The 18,781-nt window shown below is 63.8% G+C and carries 6 protein-coding genes; 4 read left to right on the forward strand and 2 right to left on the reverse strand.

Going from position 1 to position 18,781, the window contains the following annotated elements; translation table 11 throughout:
- Positions 1–11 precede the first annotated feature (11 nt).
- Both CHEID_RS06580 and CHEID_RS06585 read right to left on the reverse strand, forming a co-directional pair.
- A complete protein-coding gene (locus tag CHEID_RS06580; RefSeq protein WP_112769570.1) occupies positions 12–1,460 on the reverse strand; it encodes a cation:dicarboxylate symporter family transporter in 1,449 nt (482 codons plus the stop codon).
- A 218-nt stretch (positions 1,461–1,678) separates the two neighbouring features.
- Positions 1,679–2,374, reverse strand: coding sequence for a 3'-5' exonuclease (locus CHEID_RS06585; protein WP_238599326.1), 696 nt, complete (start codon positions 2,372–2,374; stop codon positions 1,679–1,681).
- 75 nt (positions 2,375–2,449) lie between these two features.
- Here CHEID_RS06585 and ligA point away from each other — a divergent pair, with 75 nt between their 5' ends.
- The 4 genes from ligA to CHEID_RS06605 are packed head-to-tail and all read left to right on the forward strand — an operon-like array spanning position 2,450 to position 18,780.
- Positions 2,450–4,624, forward strand: coding sequence for an NAD-dependent DNA ligase LigA (gene ligA, locus CHEID_RS06590; protein WP_273661018.1), 2,175 nt, complete (start codon positions 2,450–2,452; stop codon positions 4,622–4,624).
- A complete protein-coding gene (locus tag CHEID_RS06595; protein WP_238599339.1) occupies positions 4,621–7,635 on the forward strand; it encodes a DEAD/DEAH box helicase in 3,015 nt (1,004 codons plus the stop codon). The genes ligA and CHEID_RS06595 overlap by 4 nt, the downstream gene beginning before the upstream one ends.
- Positions 7,636–7,646: 11 nt before the next feature.
- Positions 7,647–12,227 carry an Eco57I restriction-modification methylase domain-containing protein gene (locus tag CHEID_RS06600; RefSeq protein ID WP_112769694.1) on the forward strand — a complete coding sequence of 1,527 codons (4,581 nt, stop codon included), beginning with the start codon at positions 7,647–7,649 and terminating at the stop codon, positions 12,225–12,227.
- A gap of 1 nt (position 12,228) precedes the next feature.
- Positions 12,229–18,780: a DEAD/DEAH box helicase gene (locus CHEID_RS06605; protein WP_112769693.1), complete on the forward strand. Its 6,552-nt coding sequence runs from the start codon at positions 12,229–12,231 to the stop codon at positions 18,778–18,780.
- Position 18,781 lies beyond the last annotated feature (1 nt).

The following is an 18,781-nucleotide window of genomic DNA, read 5'->3' on the forward strand; positions in this document are numbered from 1 at the left end:
CCGCCTGGAACCTAGCGGGAGTCCGGCTTGCTGGCCCACCGGCCTTGGTACTCGTCCAGGTTGACCTGGGGGGTGGGCTGAAGATTGTCGGTGGCTGGGTTCTCCACGGAGGGGTACTTGAGGTCCACTCGGGAATCGTCGTCGGCGGCCGCGTAGGGGTCCTTGCCATCGAGCACGCGGTGGACTTGGTCGGTGTCGATTGTGCCGGTCCATTTGCCGACAAGGAGGGTGGCTACAGAGTTACCAGCGAAGTTCGTAAGCGCTCGGGCCTCGGACATGAACCGGTCGATGCCAGCGATGATATCCACACCATTGACAAGTTCTGGCCGGTGGGATTGTAGCCCGGCGGTGAGGGTCGCGATGCCCGCCCCAGAGACACCGGCGGCACCCTTTGAGGCGATGATCATGAACAGCAGCAGGCCCACCTGTTGGGGAATGGACATGGGTTTTTGCATCGCATCCGAGACGAAGATGGCACCCATCGTCAGGTAAATTGCGGTGCCGTCCAAGTTGAAGGAGTAGCCGGTGGGTACGACAATGCCGACGGTCGCCCGGTCCACTCCCAAGTGTTCCATTTTTCGGATGAGGTTGGGCAGAGCTGATTCGGAGGAGGAAGTGGCGAAGATCAGCAGGAATTCAGATCCGAGATATTTGACGAGCTTGAAGATGTTGAAGCCACCGAAAACCCGGAGGATGGTGCCAAGGACCACAAAGATGAAGATGATACAGGTCGCGTAGAAGGCCAACATGAGCTCGCCAAGTTGCCACACGGCCTCGATTCCGGAGCCACCGACCACACCCGCGATGGCGCCAAAGGCGCCGATGGGGGCCAGCCAGAGAATCCACGTGAGGATTTTGAACACGAGCTTTTGCAGGGCGGCAACGAAACCGAGGATGGGCTCCCCCGCGGGACCGAGAGATTGGGTGGCGAAACCGACGAGGAGGGCGACAAAGAGGGTTTGCAAGACCTGTTCGCCGGTAAGTGCGGCGAAGAACGTAGTGGGTACCACTGTGTGGAAGAAACCGAGGAAGCCGGTTCCGTGGTCGGCGGCTTCGCTGGCTTTGCGGGCAGCGTCCCCGGTGGCGGCGATGTTGAGTCCATCGCCGGGTTCGATGAAGTTTCCAACAAGTAAGCCGATGGCCAGCGCGAAGGTGGACATGGTGAGGAAATAGGCCAAAGCCATACCGCCGGCTTTGCCCACGGAAGATGCGGCGCGCACAGATCCGATGCCCAGCACGATGGTGCAGAAGATCACCGGAGCAATGACCATGGTGATGAGGCCCACGTAAGCCTTGCCCAGGTCGCTGAACCCCTGCGCAATGTTGGGGGCTACGAGACCGAAGATGATGCCCGCTATGACGGCGACGATGACCGCTATATACAGAAAGTGGGTGTTGTCTTTGTGGGGTTTTTTCGCAGGAGCGATTTTCGGCGATGCCGCGTAGCTTGCGTTTGCCATGGTCGGGGCCTCCGTTGCAGAGAGGGTCGTGAGGCCGCTGGACGCGACCGAGCTTTTCTCAGCCGATGATTAAGGATTTACCATCGGATACTTAAGTTTGCTGCCGAATCGACGTAAGTGCAATCCGCCGGTATTCCCGCCCTCATCTGAGGGGATCCTCCCCGCATGCCCTCTCCTGCAGGTCACCCTCGTGGCCCTCCTCGTCTTACTCCCACCCCCTACTTGTCCCGCAGCGGCCAGTAATCATCCACGTCCACATCCCGCCCCTGCCGCTTGAACCACTCCTGCAGCCCAGTCTGTTCCTCGTAGTGCCACGTCGCCTGCGCCAGCATGAGTTCGTCGGCGCTCATCTGCGTCACCTGCGGGTTCTCCCGGGCCAGCTTCCACGCCACCCGCGCGGCTGCCACCGCATCCGCCGTCGCCTCGTGCGCATTGGCCAGTTCCACCCCGTAGTGCTCGCACACGCTGCCCAGGGTCCGCTTCCCCCGCCGCTTGCTGTAGTGGCGGTCCAGCACATACGGATCCACCACCAGCCCATCAACGGTGAAGCTCGGCTCCAGCGCGCGCAGCACCGTCAGGTCGTACGCCGCGTTGTACACGATCAGCGTCGCCCCCTGCGCCCAGGCTTCCCGAATCTTCTGGATCGTCGTGGCCAGCACTTCGTCATGCGGTTGTCCGTGTTCCCTGGCGTGTTCGGTGCTGATCCCGTGGACTTTGGTTGCTTCTTCTGGGATCTCGACGCCAGGATCCGCCAGCAACTCACAATCGTCACGACTGCGACCTTTGATCGTCACCAGCGCGCTGGTGACGATCCTGGCTTGCAGGGGGTCCTTGCCAGTCGTCTCCAGGTCGAAGCTCAACATGTGGCCGGGGTCGAAGCGGGACGGGCCGGGTTCACCGTGTGTGGGCTGCATGCCCCACACTTTATTAGCGACCCGAGACATCACGATTAGCAGGACAGCGTCCGCGCACTCATTACACTCGACGGGGTGACTACGGAACAGACCGCGGACCAGGATCAGCTCGCCCAGCGGTGGCGGGAACTCGCCGATGCGGTACAGCACCACCGGCAGCAGTATTACTACGCCTCGCCGGAGATCTCGGACGCGGAGTTCGACCAGCTTTTGTCCCAACTGCAGGAGTTCGAGGCCCAGCACCCGGAGGCCGTGACGGGCCCTAGCCCCACCCAGGAGGTTTCCCCGGCCCCGCCGGAATCCTCCCCGTTCCGCAATGTGGATCACCTGCGCCCGATGCTGAGCTTGGACAACGTGTTCGGTACCGAGCACATGTCCGCCTGGCTAGAGCGCACCCCCGCCGAGACCTACCTCACGGAACTCAAGATCGACGGCGCGTCCATCAACCTGCTCTACCGCAATGGTGAGCTGGAGCTCGCGCTCACCCGCGGGGACGGCACGACGGGGGAAGATATCACCCACAACGCCCGCACCATGAAGGACATCCCCACCACGCTCACGGCCACGGAAAAGTTCCCCGTCCCGGATCTGGTGGAGGTGCGTGGGGAGGTCTTCATCTCCGTGGAGGACTTCGCCGCGATGAACGCCCAGCGCCAGGCGGAGGGCCTCAAGCTGTTCGCCAATCCCCGCAACGCCGCCGCCGGCGCGATGCGCCAGAAGAACGCCGAGGACACGGCCAAGCGCCCCCTGCGCCTGATCTGCCACGGCATCGGCGCCCGCGAGGGCTTCAGCCCCGCCTCCCAGCACGAGGCCTACGAGGCCCTCACCGCGTGGGGCCTGCCGGTCAGCCCGTACACCAAGCAGCTCCACACGGCCGCGGAGGTCCTCGAGCAGGTCACGTACTGGGCGGATCATCGCCACGATGCCACCCATGAGATGGACGGCCTGGTCATCAAGGTGGACGACCTGGAACAGCAACTGCGCCTAGGCACCACCAGCCGCGCCCCCCGCTGGGCCATCGCGTACAAGTACCCGCCGGAGGAGGCCATGACCCGGCTGAAGTCCATCCGCGTGGGCATCGGGCGCACGGGCCGGGCCACGCCGTATGCGGTGATGGAGCCAAAGTTCGTGGCCGGCTCCACGGTGACGATGGCCACCCTGCACAATCCCACGGAGGCCCATCGCAAGGGCGTGTGCCTGGGCGATCAGATCATGATCCGCAAGGCCGGGGAGGTTATCCCCGAGGTTTTAGGCCCGGTGGAGGATGCCCGCACTGGCGCGGAGTGGGAGTTCATTTTCCCCTCCCTGTGCCCGGAATGCGGTACTCCCCTTTCGCCCACTAAGGCCGGCGATGCCGATTGGCGCTGCCCGAATACGCGTTTTTGCCCGGGGCAGTTGCATACTCGCCTGACGTACCTGGCTGGTCGTGGCGCGTTTGATATTGATGCCCTGGGTGAAAAAGCGGCTTATGATCTCATGGCTTCTGGCGTCCTACAGGATGAAGCAGGGCTTTTCGACCTGGACGAGCAAGCCCTCCTGCGCACCAAGGCATACACGGCCAATACAACAGCGGCTCAGCGCAAAGAGGATCCGGATACCCTGCTGCGCCTGAATAAGGCGGGTGAGACGCTATTGGAAAAGCTGCAGAGTGCCAAGGAAGTGGACCTGTGGCGAATTATTGTGGCGCTTTCTATCCGGCATGTCGGCCCGACGGCGGCCAAGGCACTCGCTAAGCATTACCACTCCATTCCGGCGATTGCGGAGGCCGATGTGGAGACCATGTCCCACATCGATGGCGTGGGCCCCATCATCGCTGAGTCGGTAAAAGACTGGTTCGAGGTCGATTGGCATCGGGAGATTGTGGCGGCATGGCAGAAGGCCGGTGTTCGGATGGTTGAGGACGCCACCAACCAAGCGCAGGAAGACGCCGCCGGCCCCATCGACCCGGAGGTCCTCGCGGGCCTGACGATCGTGGTCACCGGCGGCTTGGAGAACTTCGATCGCGCGGGCGTGAAGGAGGCCATCGAGGAGCGCGGGGGGAAGGCCGCCTCCAGTGTGTCTAAGAAGACGGACTACCTGGTGGCCGGGGAGAAGGCGGGGAGCAAGCTGACCAAGGCGGAGCAGTTGGGCACGCCGATTCTCAACGAGGCACAGTTCCTGGAGCTGTTGCGCACGGGGAGCGTTGGGGACTCTGCGGGGGGCACCAACGAGGGGGCGGCGGGAGAAACCACCAACGAGGGGGAAGAGTGATCGCGGCAACGAAGGAGGAGAACCTCGGCAAACTGGCCCCCGGCGTGACGGTAAGGGTTCGCGACGAGCTGTGGCTGGTAACGAACATGGCCCGCACACCGGACGGGTTTCGGCTGCGGGTGCGCGGCGTCTCCGATTATGTGCGGGACACCACCTCCACCTTCTTCACCGCGCTCGACGAGGTCACGCCGAACGACCCGGCGGACATGACCGCCGTCGCGGACAACTCCCCGAGCTTCCGGCACTCCAAGCTGTGGCTGGAGTCCACCTTGCGCCAGACCCCGGTGCCGCTGCACCAGCAGGAGCCGGAGGTGGCCACCCGCATGCTCGCGGACCCGTTAGACTATCAGCTCGCGGCGGTGCGCAAGGCCCTGGACCCCTCCCGCGCGCAACCACGGCTGCTGCTCGCGGATGCGGTGGGCCTGGGCAAAACGTTGGAGATCGGGATGATCGCCGCGGAGCTCATCCGCCGGGGCCGGGGCGATCGGATTCTCGTGGTCACGCCGAAGCATGTGCTGGAGCAATTTCAGCAGGAGATGTGGACGCGTTTTGCCATCCCCCTCGTGCGGCTCGATTCCCAGGGTATTCAGCGCGTTCGCCAGAAACTCCCGGCGAGCAAGAACCCGTTTACTTATTTCCCACGCGTCATTGTGTCCATGGACACCCTGAAATCCGCGAAGTATCAAGCCCAGTTGGAAAAAGTGAGCTGGGATATCGTTGTGGTCGACGAGATCCATAACGCCACGAATGTGGGAACCCAGAATAACCAACTGATCCGCACCTTGGCGCCCCGGACGGACGCTCTTATTCTGGCTTCGGCCACCCCACACAACGGCAACCCGGATTCCTTCAAGGAGGTTCTTCGCCTCCTCGATCCGCTGTCGGTATTCCCCAATGGGCAGATCGATGCGCAGGCCGCCCAACAGTTGATTATTCGGCGCCACCGGAACTCGCCGGAGGTTGCCAGTGTGGTGGGCAGTAAGTGGGCGGTACGGGAGGAGCCGAGAAACATTTTGGTCTCGGCGTCCACAGAGGAAGATGCGGTGGCCGCCGAACTGGCCGAGACATGGCTAGCGGCGCCGAGCAACGGGAGCCACCTCTTCCCCTGGACGTTGGTCAAGGCCTTTCTATCCTCCCCGTGTGCCCTGGAAAAGACGATTGAAACCCGCCTAAAGACTCTGGAAACTACCGATGCGCAGCGGTGTATTCCGGACGAGGAAGCCGCGCTGAGGCGTTTGCAGGCCCTCAACGCCGCCGTGGGGGTGGAGGACTCGAACAAGTACGCCCAGCTCGTGAACTACCTCAAGGACGAGGTTGGGATCGCAAAGAACTCGCCGCACCGGGCGGTCGTGTTCTCCGAACGCGTGCCCACCCTGGACTACCTCGAGGAGAACCTCCCGAAGCACCTTGAGCTGCCAGATGATGCGGTGAAAGTCATGCACGGCGGGATGTCCGATCAGGAGCAGATGAATCTAATCGACGAGTTCAAGCGCACCGATACTCCGCTGCGGGTACTCGTGACGGGCGATGTGGCCTCGGAGGGGGTGAACCTCCACGCGCAGTGCCACGATCTGGTGCACTATGACATTCCGTGGTCGCTGATCCGTATCCAGCAGCGCAACGGCCGCATCGACCGCTACGGCCAGCAACATCCGCCCAGAATCGCCACTCTGCTGCTGGATCCGCAGGTGGGTATCGGCGAAACGCACGTGCTGACCAAGCTCGTCGACCGCGAACACGCGGCCCACGAGCTTTTAGGCGATGCGGCCAGCCTCATGGGCAAGCACTCTGTGACGGGCGAGGAGGAACAGATCCGCGAGGTGCTGCGCGGCGCTCGGGACCTGGACTCCACGGTGCGCACGCCCGAGGAGATCATCGAGGCAGGTCGCGAGATGGTTCGCCAGGCCGCCAAACAGGCCGGCGAGCAGGGCGTGCCGGAGCAGGATGCCGACGCGCCCGATCAGGCGGAGACTGGCTCGGCCGTCGCCGGGCTGGATATGGCGGAGCTGCTGGCTCTCGCCCTCGGCGAGGCGGAACCCGGCACCGATGCGACCACGGCCCCTGCCGGCGCCACCCCCCAGGTCGCTGCCCAAGTCTCCCCCGCCCTGTCCGCGCCCAGCCTGTACACGGAAGAAAAGCTCTACCTCGTCGACGCGCTGTCCGAGGCCTTTCACGATGTTCCCGCCGAATCCCCCGCCCGCGGCGGCGTGGGCCTCCAGTTGCACGAGAACAACATCGCGGAGCTCACTCCCCCGGCGGACCTGCAGCGTCGCTTCGACCTGCTGCCGCAGGACTACGTGGACTATCGCCACGTCAAGGAGCGGCTGATGCTGGCGACCTCCACGATCCGGGGCGAAGCCCAGCTCGAGGCAGCCCGCGAGGGCGATTCCCAGAAGTCCTGGCCTAAAGCACACTTCCTAGGCCCCCTCCACCCCGTGACGGACTGGGCCGCGGACCGGGCGCTATCCTCCATGAGCCGCGACGAAATCCCCGCGTTCCTGGGGGATGTGGACGAACTCACCGTTCTTTTCATGGCCACGCTCACCAGCTCCCGCGGGCAGGTGATCACCCGGGCCTTCCTCTCCGCCACCGCCGTCCCCACGGCATTCGCCGCGCTGGCCGAGGAATTGGACCCGAGCATCAGCCCGCTGGCGGATCCCATTGCCTGGCTCAAGCGGATCGGCCTGACCCAGAACGCCATCTCCCCCGGCAACCTCCACGTTCCCGCCGAGGCCAACGATCTCATCCGGTCCGCCCTCCCGGCCGTGGAGGCGCACATGGACTGGGTCCGCCAGGAAGCCGCGACGGCCGCCGCCGAGCGGGCGGAAAGCTACGGCCGCCGCGCCGACCTGTGGGAGCAGAACGCCACCCGCGCGACCAGTACCCTGTCCCGTTCCCGCGCGGTGGTGCGTAAGCAGCGCGAGATCCTGGCATCCAACCGACCACATCGCAGCCTGATCCGGCCGCTCGCGGTGATCATCCCCCGCCACGCCGAGAACCCGACTACCTGAGAGACCCCCGCATGGCTTCCTTTGACTCGATCGTCAACGTTGACGAGTGGATCAGCGACTACTACCTGACCAACGATGAAACCAAGGGCGAATCCTTCGGCAAGCGCGCGGATTCGACGGTTAAGCTGTGGCGCGCGCAGGATAAGGAGTCCGGGCACGCGACCTCCCCCTGGGCCCGGTTGACGGCGAATCGGGAGCGGTTGCAGACCACGTTGTCCACGATCAGCCCAGTGGACGCGCCGGAGACGGTGACGGCCGCCGCGGAGGCCATTGAAACCGCGTTCAGCTACCCCGCCCCGGCCCCCGTGCGGCTCACCCGCGCCGGTCACCCGCTGGATCTCACTGCGGGGTTTCAGCATCAGGCCCTGGTCCTGCGCGTCTCCCCGATCACCGGCATCGAGGAACTACCGGAGGCCACCGCCCTAGATCCGGTCACGCTCGCGGACAAGCCCTTTGCTGCCCCGGCCACCAAGTTGGTCACTCAGCTTTTCCTGGCAGATGAGGCCCCGGCCTTTATCGTCGTCATTGCGGGGTCCTGGGTGATCCTGGCGGAGCGGGAATCCTGGCCGCTGGGCCGCTACCTGGGGGTGGATGTGGCCCTGGCCGCCGAGCGCAACGATACCCGCGCCCGCGGGGAGTTACAGCAGGTCACGGCGGCCCTGGCCTGGGAGAACATCAGCCAGTCCGCCGATGGCACCACGTGGTGGGCGGACACGATTGCGCAGTCCCGCGAGCATGCGGTGAAGGTCTCTGAGGATCTGCGCCAGGCGATTAAGGAGTCCATCGAGATCATCGGCAATGATGTGTTGGACCGCTACCGCAGCGCGGGCAAGGATATCGCTTCCATCGATGGCAATGAGCTGGCCAAGCAATCCCTGCGCTACTTATACCGCATTCTTTTCCTGTTGTTCGCGGAGGCTTCCCCGGAACTGGATATTCTTCCGGTGGGGGTGCCGGAGTACGACGATGGCTATGGCCTGTCTCATCTACGGGATCAGATTTTGTTTGAGCCCCCGACGGATCGCGCCGCCAATGGCACGTATTTGTTTGAGAGCCTGGATCTGTTGTTCCGTCTGGTCAATGAGGGCCATGATCCGGGGGTCGATGGTTTTGTAGATGAGGACGCCACCAGCCGCGAAGAGGGCTTGACCTTCCGCAATCTCTCGGCGGACCTGTTCCAGCACAGGGCCACCGCCTATATCGACGAGGTGCGCCTGTCGAACAGGGCGCTCCACCAGGTGTTGCAGAATCTGCTGCTCACCCGGGAGGCCAAGGGTAAGGAACGCGGCTATGTGTCCTACGCATCGCTGGGCGTGACGCAACTGGGCCAGGTGTATGAGGGCCTGATGTCTTTCACTGGCTACATTGCCGACCAGGAATTGGTGGAGGTCGCGCCCCACGGGGATCCCTCGAAGGGTTCCTGGGTTATTCCACCTGAACGAGCTGAAGATCTGCCCGACGATAGTTACGTGTTGGAGGTCGTGGGCGACGGTTATTCCGGCACGATGACCCGCAAGCGGCGCTATCCCAAGGGTTCGTTTGTCTACCGGCAATCCTCCAGGGATCGGGAGCGATCTGCCTCCTTCTATTCCCCGCCGGTGATTACGGAATTTACCGTTGGGCAGGCATTGGAGGAGCTTCGGGGTTCTGGACGGATTAGCGAGGCGGACGACATCCTGGGGTTGAGCATCTGCGAGCCCGCAATGGGTTCCGGGGCCTTCGCCGTGGAAGCGGTGAACCAGCTCGCGGAGCTGTACCTGGAGCTGAAACAGCAGGAGCTGGACCAGCAGGTTCCAGCGGAGGACCTTACCCAGGAGCTGCAGCGGGTGAAGGCATATATCGCCCTGCACCAGGTGTACGGCGTGGACTTAAACCAAACGGCAGTGGAGCTGGCCGAGATCTCCCTGTGGCTCAACACCATGACCGCCGAGCTGAAAGCCCCGTGGTTCGGCTTGCACCTGCGCCACGGCAATTCGCTGATCGGTGCCACGCGCTCAACGGTGCACTCGAAGGACCTACAGACCAAGAAGTATCTGCAGGAGGCCCCACGCCACCACAGCGTGCGCACGGTGGCACAGAACATTCTGCCTGTTCAGCAGGATCCGGAGATGAAGGGCCGGGTCCACCACTTCCTGGTGCCTTCGCCAGGCTGGGGTGCAAGCAGCGATTCCAAAGAATTAAAGGACATGGCCGCGGATGACGTGAAGGCCATGAAGGACTGGCGTAGATCCATCCAGCAACGGTTCGGCCCTAAACAGGCAACCGCGCTGGAAGCACTCTCCCAACGCGTGGAGGTGCTATGGCGGTTTGCGCTGGTGCGCCAGCAGATAGCGGAACGGCAGATCCGCCGCGGGGTGCAAGTATGGGGCCAGCCACCGGCAAGGGAGAAAGGCGCGGTTGCTCGCAAGGACATTGAAGAAGCGCTGTTCGTGGACCTCAACGGCTCTTACCAGCGCCTTCGGTTGGTCATGAATGCTTGGAACGCCCTGTGGTTCTGGCCGCTGAGCGAGGTTGCGTCGCTACCCAGCCAGGAGGAGTGGCTCGCAATGCTTGAGCATGCCCTAGGGAAAGCCAACGAGACCTTCACATCCGGCACGCGGCAGGCGGAGGGCTTTGGCTTCGGCATGGAATGGGAGGACCTGGACTACATCGAAAGCATCGAGTTCGAGGCCTCCGGTGCCTTGAAGCACAACGAGCTCCTCCAGGCCCACCCGTGGCTGCGCATTGCGGAGCGGGTGAGCGAGGAGCAGGCTTTCTTCCACTGGGACCTGGACTTCGCCCCAGTGATGGCGAAGGGCGGGTTCGACTTTCAGGTGGGAAACCCCCCATGGGTGCGGCCGCGAACGGACGTCGACGCGCTGCTGTCCGAACACGATCCTTGGTTCAAGCTTGCCCACAAGCCGACGCAGGCTGCCAAAAAAGCGCGTCGCTCGGCGCTGTCTGCACACCCCGCTGTGCTCGAGACGCTCTCGCGCGGGCTGGGCGAGACGGGCGTAACGGCCGAAGTTTTGGGCGATGCCACCAGGTACCCCCACCTTGTCGGCCAGCAGCCGGACCTCTACCGGGCCTTCATGGAACGGACGTGGATGAACGCGAGCGATAGCGGTGTGATCTCACTGATCCACCCGGAGTCGCACTTCACGGAGAAAAAAGCAGCGCCTCTTCGCGCGGGTACATACCGACGCCTTCGGCGGCATTGGCAGTTTGTGAACGAGCTATCTCTGTTCGATGTAGATCACCACGTTGCATACGGCGTCCATGTCTACTCGACAGCACGGGAAGAACCTGCTTTCCTCTCCGCAGCTTCTCTTTACCACCCACGAGTAGCTTTAGACTCTCTGCATCATGACGGGACTGGAACCCCTCCAGGCTTCAAGGACGACAATTACAACTGGGACCTGCGCCCGCACCGTGACCGCATTGCCACGGTCGACCGGGAAACGCTGGAAGTATGGAAGTCGATCCTGGAGAGCCCGGACACCCCCCTGCTGCAGACCCGAACTGTGTACACCGTGAACACCGAGGCGGCCGCCGTCTTGGAGAAACTCGCTGCGGCACCACGGATCAGAACTCTGGGGCTCCGGTTTTCCAATGGATGGCACGAATCGGGCGATAAGAAAAAGGGGTACTTCGACACCTCATGGCAGCACCCACAGTCCTGGTCGGACGTCATTCTGCAGGGGCCCCACCTGGGTGTATCCACGCCGATGATCAAGCAGCCGAACCCCACGATGAGGCACAACCAGGACTGGTCTGAGATTGATCTCGAAGGCATCCCGGAGGACTTCATCCCCGCCACGGCCTACCTGCCTAACCGAGGAAAAGACGATTACGACACCGCCTACGGCTACTGGGAGACAGCGGAGGGGCGAACCCCGGTTGCCAATCACTTCCGCGTTGCGTGGCGAAATATGGCGGCCACAACCGGATTTCGTACCGTCTACCCGGCGATAATCGCTCCCGGAACAAAGCATGTCCATACTGTGACGTCCGCTGGCCCGCTGAATTCGCTCCCGGCAGTAGCGGCTGCTTCGGTTGCTAGTGCTAGCCTTGCCGATTTTTTCTTTCGCTCTACGGGAATGGGCCACATTAGTGCGCCAGAGTTCACCAACCTTCCCCTCGGCACCGAGAACGCCCTCTGGCCCACCGCGGCCCGCAATTACCTCCGCCTCAACTGCCTCACCCGCGCCTACGCGCCCCTGTGGGAGCAGATCACCGGGGAACAGTGGACCCCCGAGACCCCGCTGCGCAACGCCCGGGAGCGCTGGCACGCCCAGAACGAGATAGACGCGATCGTGGCCCTCTCCCTCGGCGTGACCGCCGACGAGCTGTGCATGATCTACCGCACCCAATTCCCCGTCATGCGCCGCTACGACCAAGAAGACCTTTACGATGCCAATGGGCGAAAGGTGCCCAAGGCAATCGCTCGGGACCACACGAAGCTCGCCCCCGGCGAGGAACTCTCCGACCAGCAGCGCACCTGGACCCACCCCCAATCCGGCGTCACCTACACCTTCCACTACCCCTTCCAGCCACTGGACCGCGAAGCCGACCTGCGCGCAGCCTACGCGAGGTTCGCCAAGGAACTCTGAGATGTCCAACCTCATCCCCACCCATGCCAGCCAGCACGTCCTCAACGGCCTCAGCGAATACCTCGCGACCAGCTTCTCCCTGGCTGAACAATCCACTGCGAATAGCCTCAAGGCATTCCTCACGGACCCGGACACGGGCATGTTCCACGGCCCCTACGTGCGCACGCGCCTGCCCTACGAACCTGCCACCAACTGGGAAGGCTCCCTGCCCTGGCTGCCGGATAACTTCATCCCCTATAGGCACCAGGCAGAAGCGTTCCGGCGATTGGCGTCCCAAATAAACGGCCAACCCCGCACCCCACAGCCCACCCTTGTGGTCACCGGAACCGGATCGGGCAAAACGGAATCCTTCCTCTACCCCATCCTCAACCACTGCCTCAGCACCCCCGGCAACGGCATCAAGGCCCTCATCCTGTACCCCATGAACGCGCTGGCCAACGACCAAGCCGCGCGCCTGGCCGACCTCATCACAACCGACCCGCGTCTAAAGAACATCCGCGCGGGCCTGTACACCGGGGAGGCCACCAAAACACCGCGCCGCACCGTCACCGGGGACGGATTGATCACGGACCGGGAGACCATCCGCAAAGCCCCACCGGAAATCCTGCTGACGAACTACAAGATGCTGGACCAGTTGCTGCTGCGCGGCGCAGACCAGCCGCTGTGGGAAGCATCCGCAACCACACTGCAATACGTGGCTCTCGACGAATTCCACACCTACGACGGGGCCCAGGGCACCGATGTTGCTCTGTTGTTGCGGCGGATGGGGATGAAGCTGAAATCCCTGCAGCCGGCGGGTTTTCTTAACGACGCCGAGTCGGCGCGCCCCCTGGGCCGCATCACCCCCGTGGCCACCTCCGCCACGCTCGGCGATAACACCGGGGAGCCCGCGGAGATGCTTCGCTTCGCGCACACCATCTTCGGCGAGGAGCTATCGGCCGACGCTGTGGTGCGAGAGACCACGTTGAGCTACCCGCGGTGGCAAGAGATGATCACGGAATTCGTCGGCGGGGGTGCGGGCGCGGCGCCGACGAGGTCGGGTGTGCCGAGCGTGAGTGAGATCCAGGAGATCAACCGGAATATCGCTCGGCTGGCGGGTGATCGCGTGGGTGAATGGGCGGGTGAGTCGGCGGGTGACCGGGTGGGTGAGCAGACGGACTTTGCCGAGATCGTGCACCGGGAGTTCTGCGAGAGCGTCTTCAGGTGCGCTCACGACCTGAATTCGGCGGTGTTGGCGGCCGCCCACAGCGAGCTTTTCAGACGGATCTTGGAGCACACCACCCGACCGGTCGCGCTAATGGAACGGGCGGGTGATAGCACCCCGGACGTGGTCGGCGAAGCGGAAGAGGATGCGCTTACCCGGAACGTCTTCCCCACGGAGGATCTACGGCAGGTGGGCGACGGCGCCGGGGAATTCCTGGCCCACGCCCTGACCGAGCTGGCCTACCTGCGCGCCGAGTTCGGCAAACGCCACGGGTGGCACGGGAAGAAATTTCCCGGGGTGGAAACGCACCTGTGGGTCCGGGAGGTCTCCCGCATCGACCGCCGCGTGGAGCTGGATGCGACCGGTCCAGAGATGTTCCGCTGGTCCGACGATGGCGCCACCAGCGGCACCTGGCTGCCCGCCTGCTTCTGCCGCAACTGCGGGCGATCCGGGTGGATGGCCGCGGCCCAACCGGCCGACGAGTTTTTGGAGACCACCCCGCGCAAGATCCGCCGACTGGGGGTGAACCGGCCGACCTGCCGGCGCCCGCTCATCGATGCCAGCAGTGAAGCCAAGACTCAACACGCGCGCGGCAACGACGAGGGCACCGCCCTCCAATGGCTGAACCTGCCCAACGCCACGCTGAGCCCCACCACGCCCTCCGAAGGTGAGCTGGATACCGGCGGGATCGTCCCCGTCCTCACCTACGCGGGTGAGGACGCAGAAGCCCTCGCGGAGAAGGACGTTTGCCCCTCCTGCGGCGAGCCGGACGCCATCCGCTACCTCGGTTCCTCCGTAGCCACGCTGCTGTCGGTGGCCGTGTCCAACCTGTTTGGTATGGATGACCTGGCCAGTGACGAAAAGAAGTCCCTCGTCTTCGTCGATTCGGTTCAGGACGCCGCCCACCGGGCAGGCTTCATGCAGTCCCGCGCAAGGACCTTTGCTTTCCGTACCCGCACGGCCGCGGTGGTGACCGACCGCGGCGCTGGCACGGTAAGCCTGGCCGAGCTGCCGCAACTGCTGATCGACAGTGCCGATCGCAGCGCCGATAGGGACCGGGCCCGCTTCGAGCTGCTGCCGCCGTGGGTGACCGAAAACCCCGCATTCCGCCCCTTCTGGGACCCCACGGCCACCCCGCGGGCCAGGGCAGCATCGCAGCAGATGCTGCACGCCGTGCTGGCGCTGGACGTCGCCCTGGAGTTCGGCGATCGGGCGGACCTGGCCCGCTCCCTGGTGTCCACCGGGACGCTGTCGGTGGGCGTGGACGTGCCCACGGAAACGTTGCGGCGCGTGACGAGCCGAAGCGACATGCTGCCGCTGGGCGATTCCGAGCGGCTGGTCGCATGGGCCCGCGGCATTGTGGAATACATGCGCTTGACCGGCGGCGTGTACACCCCGTTACTCAAGGGGTACATCGAACATGACGGAAATACCTTCCTACTAAACCGTCGAGAATCCGGCCAACGGGGTATTCCGACTTTCCCGCTGGGCGGGGCGCCGCGATTCCCCCGCCAGGGGAAACCCCTATCCCGGGCAGGTCGGGAGGAGTCGACACTGCCGATTGCGTCGTCCCGGGGGTGGTTTGCCAGGTGGACGGCGAAACAACTGGGCATTTCCGTATCGGAGGCGGCACGGTGCTGCGGCGACCTGTTCGATCAGCTCGCTGAGGAAGGCGTTGTTCGGGCGCACAGCACCGCCAGCAATGCCACGATGTACTCCTTGGACCCCGCCACCATCCTGGTCGGGCCGGAGGCGGACCACCACATTCTGGAATGCTCCGTGTGCCACCGGAGATTCGGGGTGAATGCCGGCGGGCGGGAGATTTTGGCGGGAACGCCCTGCCACTCGATTGGGTGCGAGGGCAGTTTTCAGCCGGTGAAGAATGCGGACAACTATTACCGGCAGTTGTATAGCTCCCGCGATGTGCGCACCGTGATCAGCCGGGAGCACACCAGTTTGCTGCCCACCAAGGATCGACTGCGGGTGGAGGAGCAATTTAAGGCCAGCGGAGGGGATCAGGCGCCGGACGGCCCGAACGTTCTGGTGGCCACGCCCACCCTGGAGATGGGTATTGATATCGGCGACCTGTCCACGGTGATGCTGGCGAGCTTGCCAAATTCCGTCGCGTCCTATGTGCAGCGGGTGGGCCGGGCTGGGCGGCTTTCCGGTAACTCGCTGGTCATTGCCGTGATCCGCGGGCGCGGAAAGGCGCTGGCCCGCCTGGAGCGGCCGCTGGAGACGATTGCCGGAACGGTGCAGCCACCGGCGGCGTTTCTCTCCGCGCGGGAGATTCTGCAGCGGCAGTTCATCGCCTATCTGTTAGACACCATGGACCTGGAAGCCGCAGGTGTTCGCGGGCATAAGGCCACCAGCGTGTTCGACGGGTCGGGCGAGACCAGCGTGATTGATGCGCTGGTCGGCCGCATTAAAAACGGGATCGAGCGGCAGCTTGCGGAGTTTATTTCCTCCCTGGCGCTTCCCGCCGGAGCGCCGGTGATTGGGGAATTGCGCGAATGGGCGGACACAGAGCTCACGGCAGTACTGGAGCAGAAGCGGCAGGAATGGCTGGGTGGGCGCGCCCTGCTGCGGCAACGGCGCCAAGCCCTGTTGGAGGCCCGGGAAGAGCTGGTGCAACGGGAACGAACTGGCAGTGGTGATGATGAAACGATGGAGCGGCTACGGGCCACGAAATCGGCGCTAAAGTTCGTCCGCACGCAACTGGACGAGCAATACGATAACGAGCCGTGGATCTCGGCCCTGGAACGCTGCGGCCTGTTACCCAACTTCACCCTGCTGGACGATGCGGTGGAATTTCACGTGTCGGTTTCCCGATCTGGCACGGACGGTGAAGTGGAAACAACCACTCGCGAATACAGCCGCGGCATAGCGTCCGGGTTATTCGAGATGGCGCCGGGGGCGACCTTTTACGTGCAGGGAATTGCCGCGCGGGTGGATTCCGTGGAATTGGGCCCGAACAACGCAAACATTCAGCAGTGGCGCTTGTGCCCCCGGTGCTCCTACTCCCAGATCGAGCAGGTGGATAGCCAGGTTCGTAGTTGCCCGCGGTGCAACGATGCGGGTTTTGCCGATACCAGCCAGGTGCTCAATGTTGTGGAAATGTCCAAGGTTTATGCGTCAGTGGATTATGCCCGCTCTGCGATTACGGACGCCACCGACGACCGCGCGTCCCAACGCTTCGAGCGCACGGTGTCCATGATCGTCCCGCCCGGAGGGTATGGGCGGGGTTGGTACCTGGAGAACACCGGCTTTGGCGTGCAGTATTTGCCGAAAGTGGAGCTGCGGTGGCTCAATTTGGGCCGGCCCGTCGGCGGTGGGCGGCACACCCTGTGCGGTGAGGAGATCGAGGCCCCGCAGTTCCGCATGTGTCGGCAATGTGGTCACCTGGATTCGCGGGCCGGGAAAAACGACTGGCGGGACCATAAGCCCTGGTGCCCGAAGCGGCGGCGCGGCGAGGAGGAGGACGCGATTCTGCTGGCCCTGGGGCGCAGGATGAGCACCCAGGGCGTGTTGATGCACCTGCCCCCGGAGATCGCGGCGGCGGACAACAATGCCATGCCGAGCCTCATCGCGGCTTTGCGAATGGGGTTCAAGCTGGCGCTCGGCGGCAACCCGAACCACCTGGACGTCACCAGCGTGTTTGATAGCAGCGCGAAGGGGGTGAGCCAGAAGCTCCTGTTGCACGATTCGATTCCTGGCGGGACCGGATATCTGGAGCAATTCCAATCCCCGTTAGACATCCGGGTGCTGCTGATGAAGGTCTACGAGCAATTGGTGAACTGCGGCTGCCGGAACGACCAGCGGGCGGCCTGCCCCGATTGCCTGCTGCCGTACACCTACGAGGGCGAAGCCGACAAGACTTCCCGGGAGACAGCCCTGGGTGCGCTGACCAAGATCCTGCTGGACGAACCGCACCCGGAGGGCGGAGCTGCGGTGGATGTCGGCGACAGCGCGGACCTCGGCTTGTGGACGAACAAGATCACCGAGGAGGAGCCGGAGGCCAGCGCCCGTTCCAAGCTGGAGAGCCGCTTTTTGGAACAGCTCCGTGCGGACCTCAAGCATTGGGAGGCCACGGTGGTGGAAAAGACCGTGGGCAACAATGCTCGTTGGACCATCACTTTCCCTAAGTCCAAGATCCAGTGGGTGATGGAGGAGCAAAAAGACTTCGGTTTTACCCGGCCGGATTTTTACTTCTCCACAAGCGGCGCCGCCGTGGACGACATTGCGCTCTACCTCGACGGCGCGGAGTTCCACGCCAGCGCGACGCACTACTCCGTGGCGGAGGACATGACCAAGCGCCGACGGTTGGCCCGGCGTAGCATCCTGCCGTGGTCCATGACCATGCATGATCTGGATCTGCGTTACAACGCGGCACAGGGCATCTTCGCCGACACGCCGCCGTGGTTCGTCTCGGGGATCCGGGCGCACCTCAACACCGTTCTTTCGCTGCAGGATGATGTGCATAGCCTGCTGCTCCAGGATCCAATGACGCAGTTGCTGGAAATCCTGCGGGAACCGCTGAAGCCGTGGAAGAACCTGGGAGCCGCTGCCGTGGCTCACGCCCAGATCTCCACCGACTTGAACGCACGCGCCACGCAGCAGCCCCGTCCTGGCGGCGAGCCCCGTTTCCGCACCGGTACGCTATCGCCCCGGATCGACTTCATCAACAGGGGCCAGCACTCCCACCTCTCACTCATCGTCGTTGATCGGGAGCCTGACCAAGCGGAGTGGAACCGTTTCCTCACCCTCGGCAACCTGGTCTTTCTTGCGGACTTGGACTCGGATATCGATGTCCTGGATATCCCGGAACCGCAGTTGGTCGGGGCGGCCGCGGGCCAAGCGGCTACGGACAACACAGCCGCGGATGAGGCGGCCTCCAGCTCGGCGACGCGACCGACACCGGCTGCGGGTTCACCGACACCTGCTTTCGATGCACAGGTGCCCGAAGCACCGGACGCGAACAAGCCCGTCTTGTCTCCGGCCTGGCATTCTGCGGTCGAGGAGTGGGGAGAGGACGAGGGCGAGGGCTATGAAGCTCTGGTCTACTTGGCGCAGCACGGCGTGTCCGCACCGACCGATATAGGCGAGGAAATGCTGGGCAATCTGACCGTCGCCCGGTGGATTCGCGAGACGGACACCGGAACCACCCGGGTCGCGCTCGTGGAGGAGCTTTTCGCACTCAGCGGAGCCGAACATAACAAAACCAAGCACGATGAAACCGAGCACGACGGGGCCGAACGCGACCAAGGCTGGGTGCTCGTGGAGGCATCCGCAGTGCTGGGCCAATCGGGCAACGGGGTGCCGGAGGAATTCACCCGCTTGATGGACTGAA

Source organism: Corynebacterium heidelbergense (assembly GCF_028609845.1).
GTDB classification, from domain to species: domain Bacteria; phylum Actinomycetota; class Actinomycetes; order Mycobacteriales; family Mycobacteriaceae; genus Corynebacterium; species Corynebacterium heidelbergense.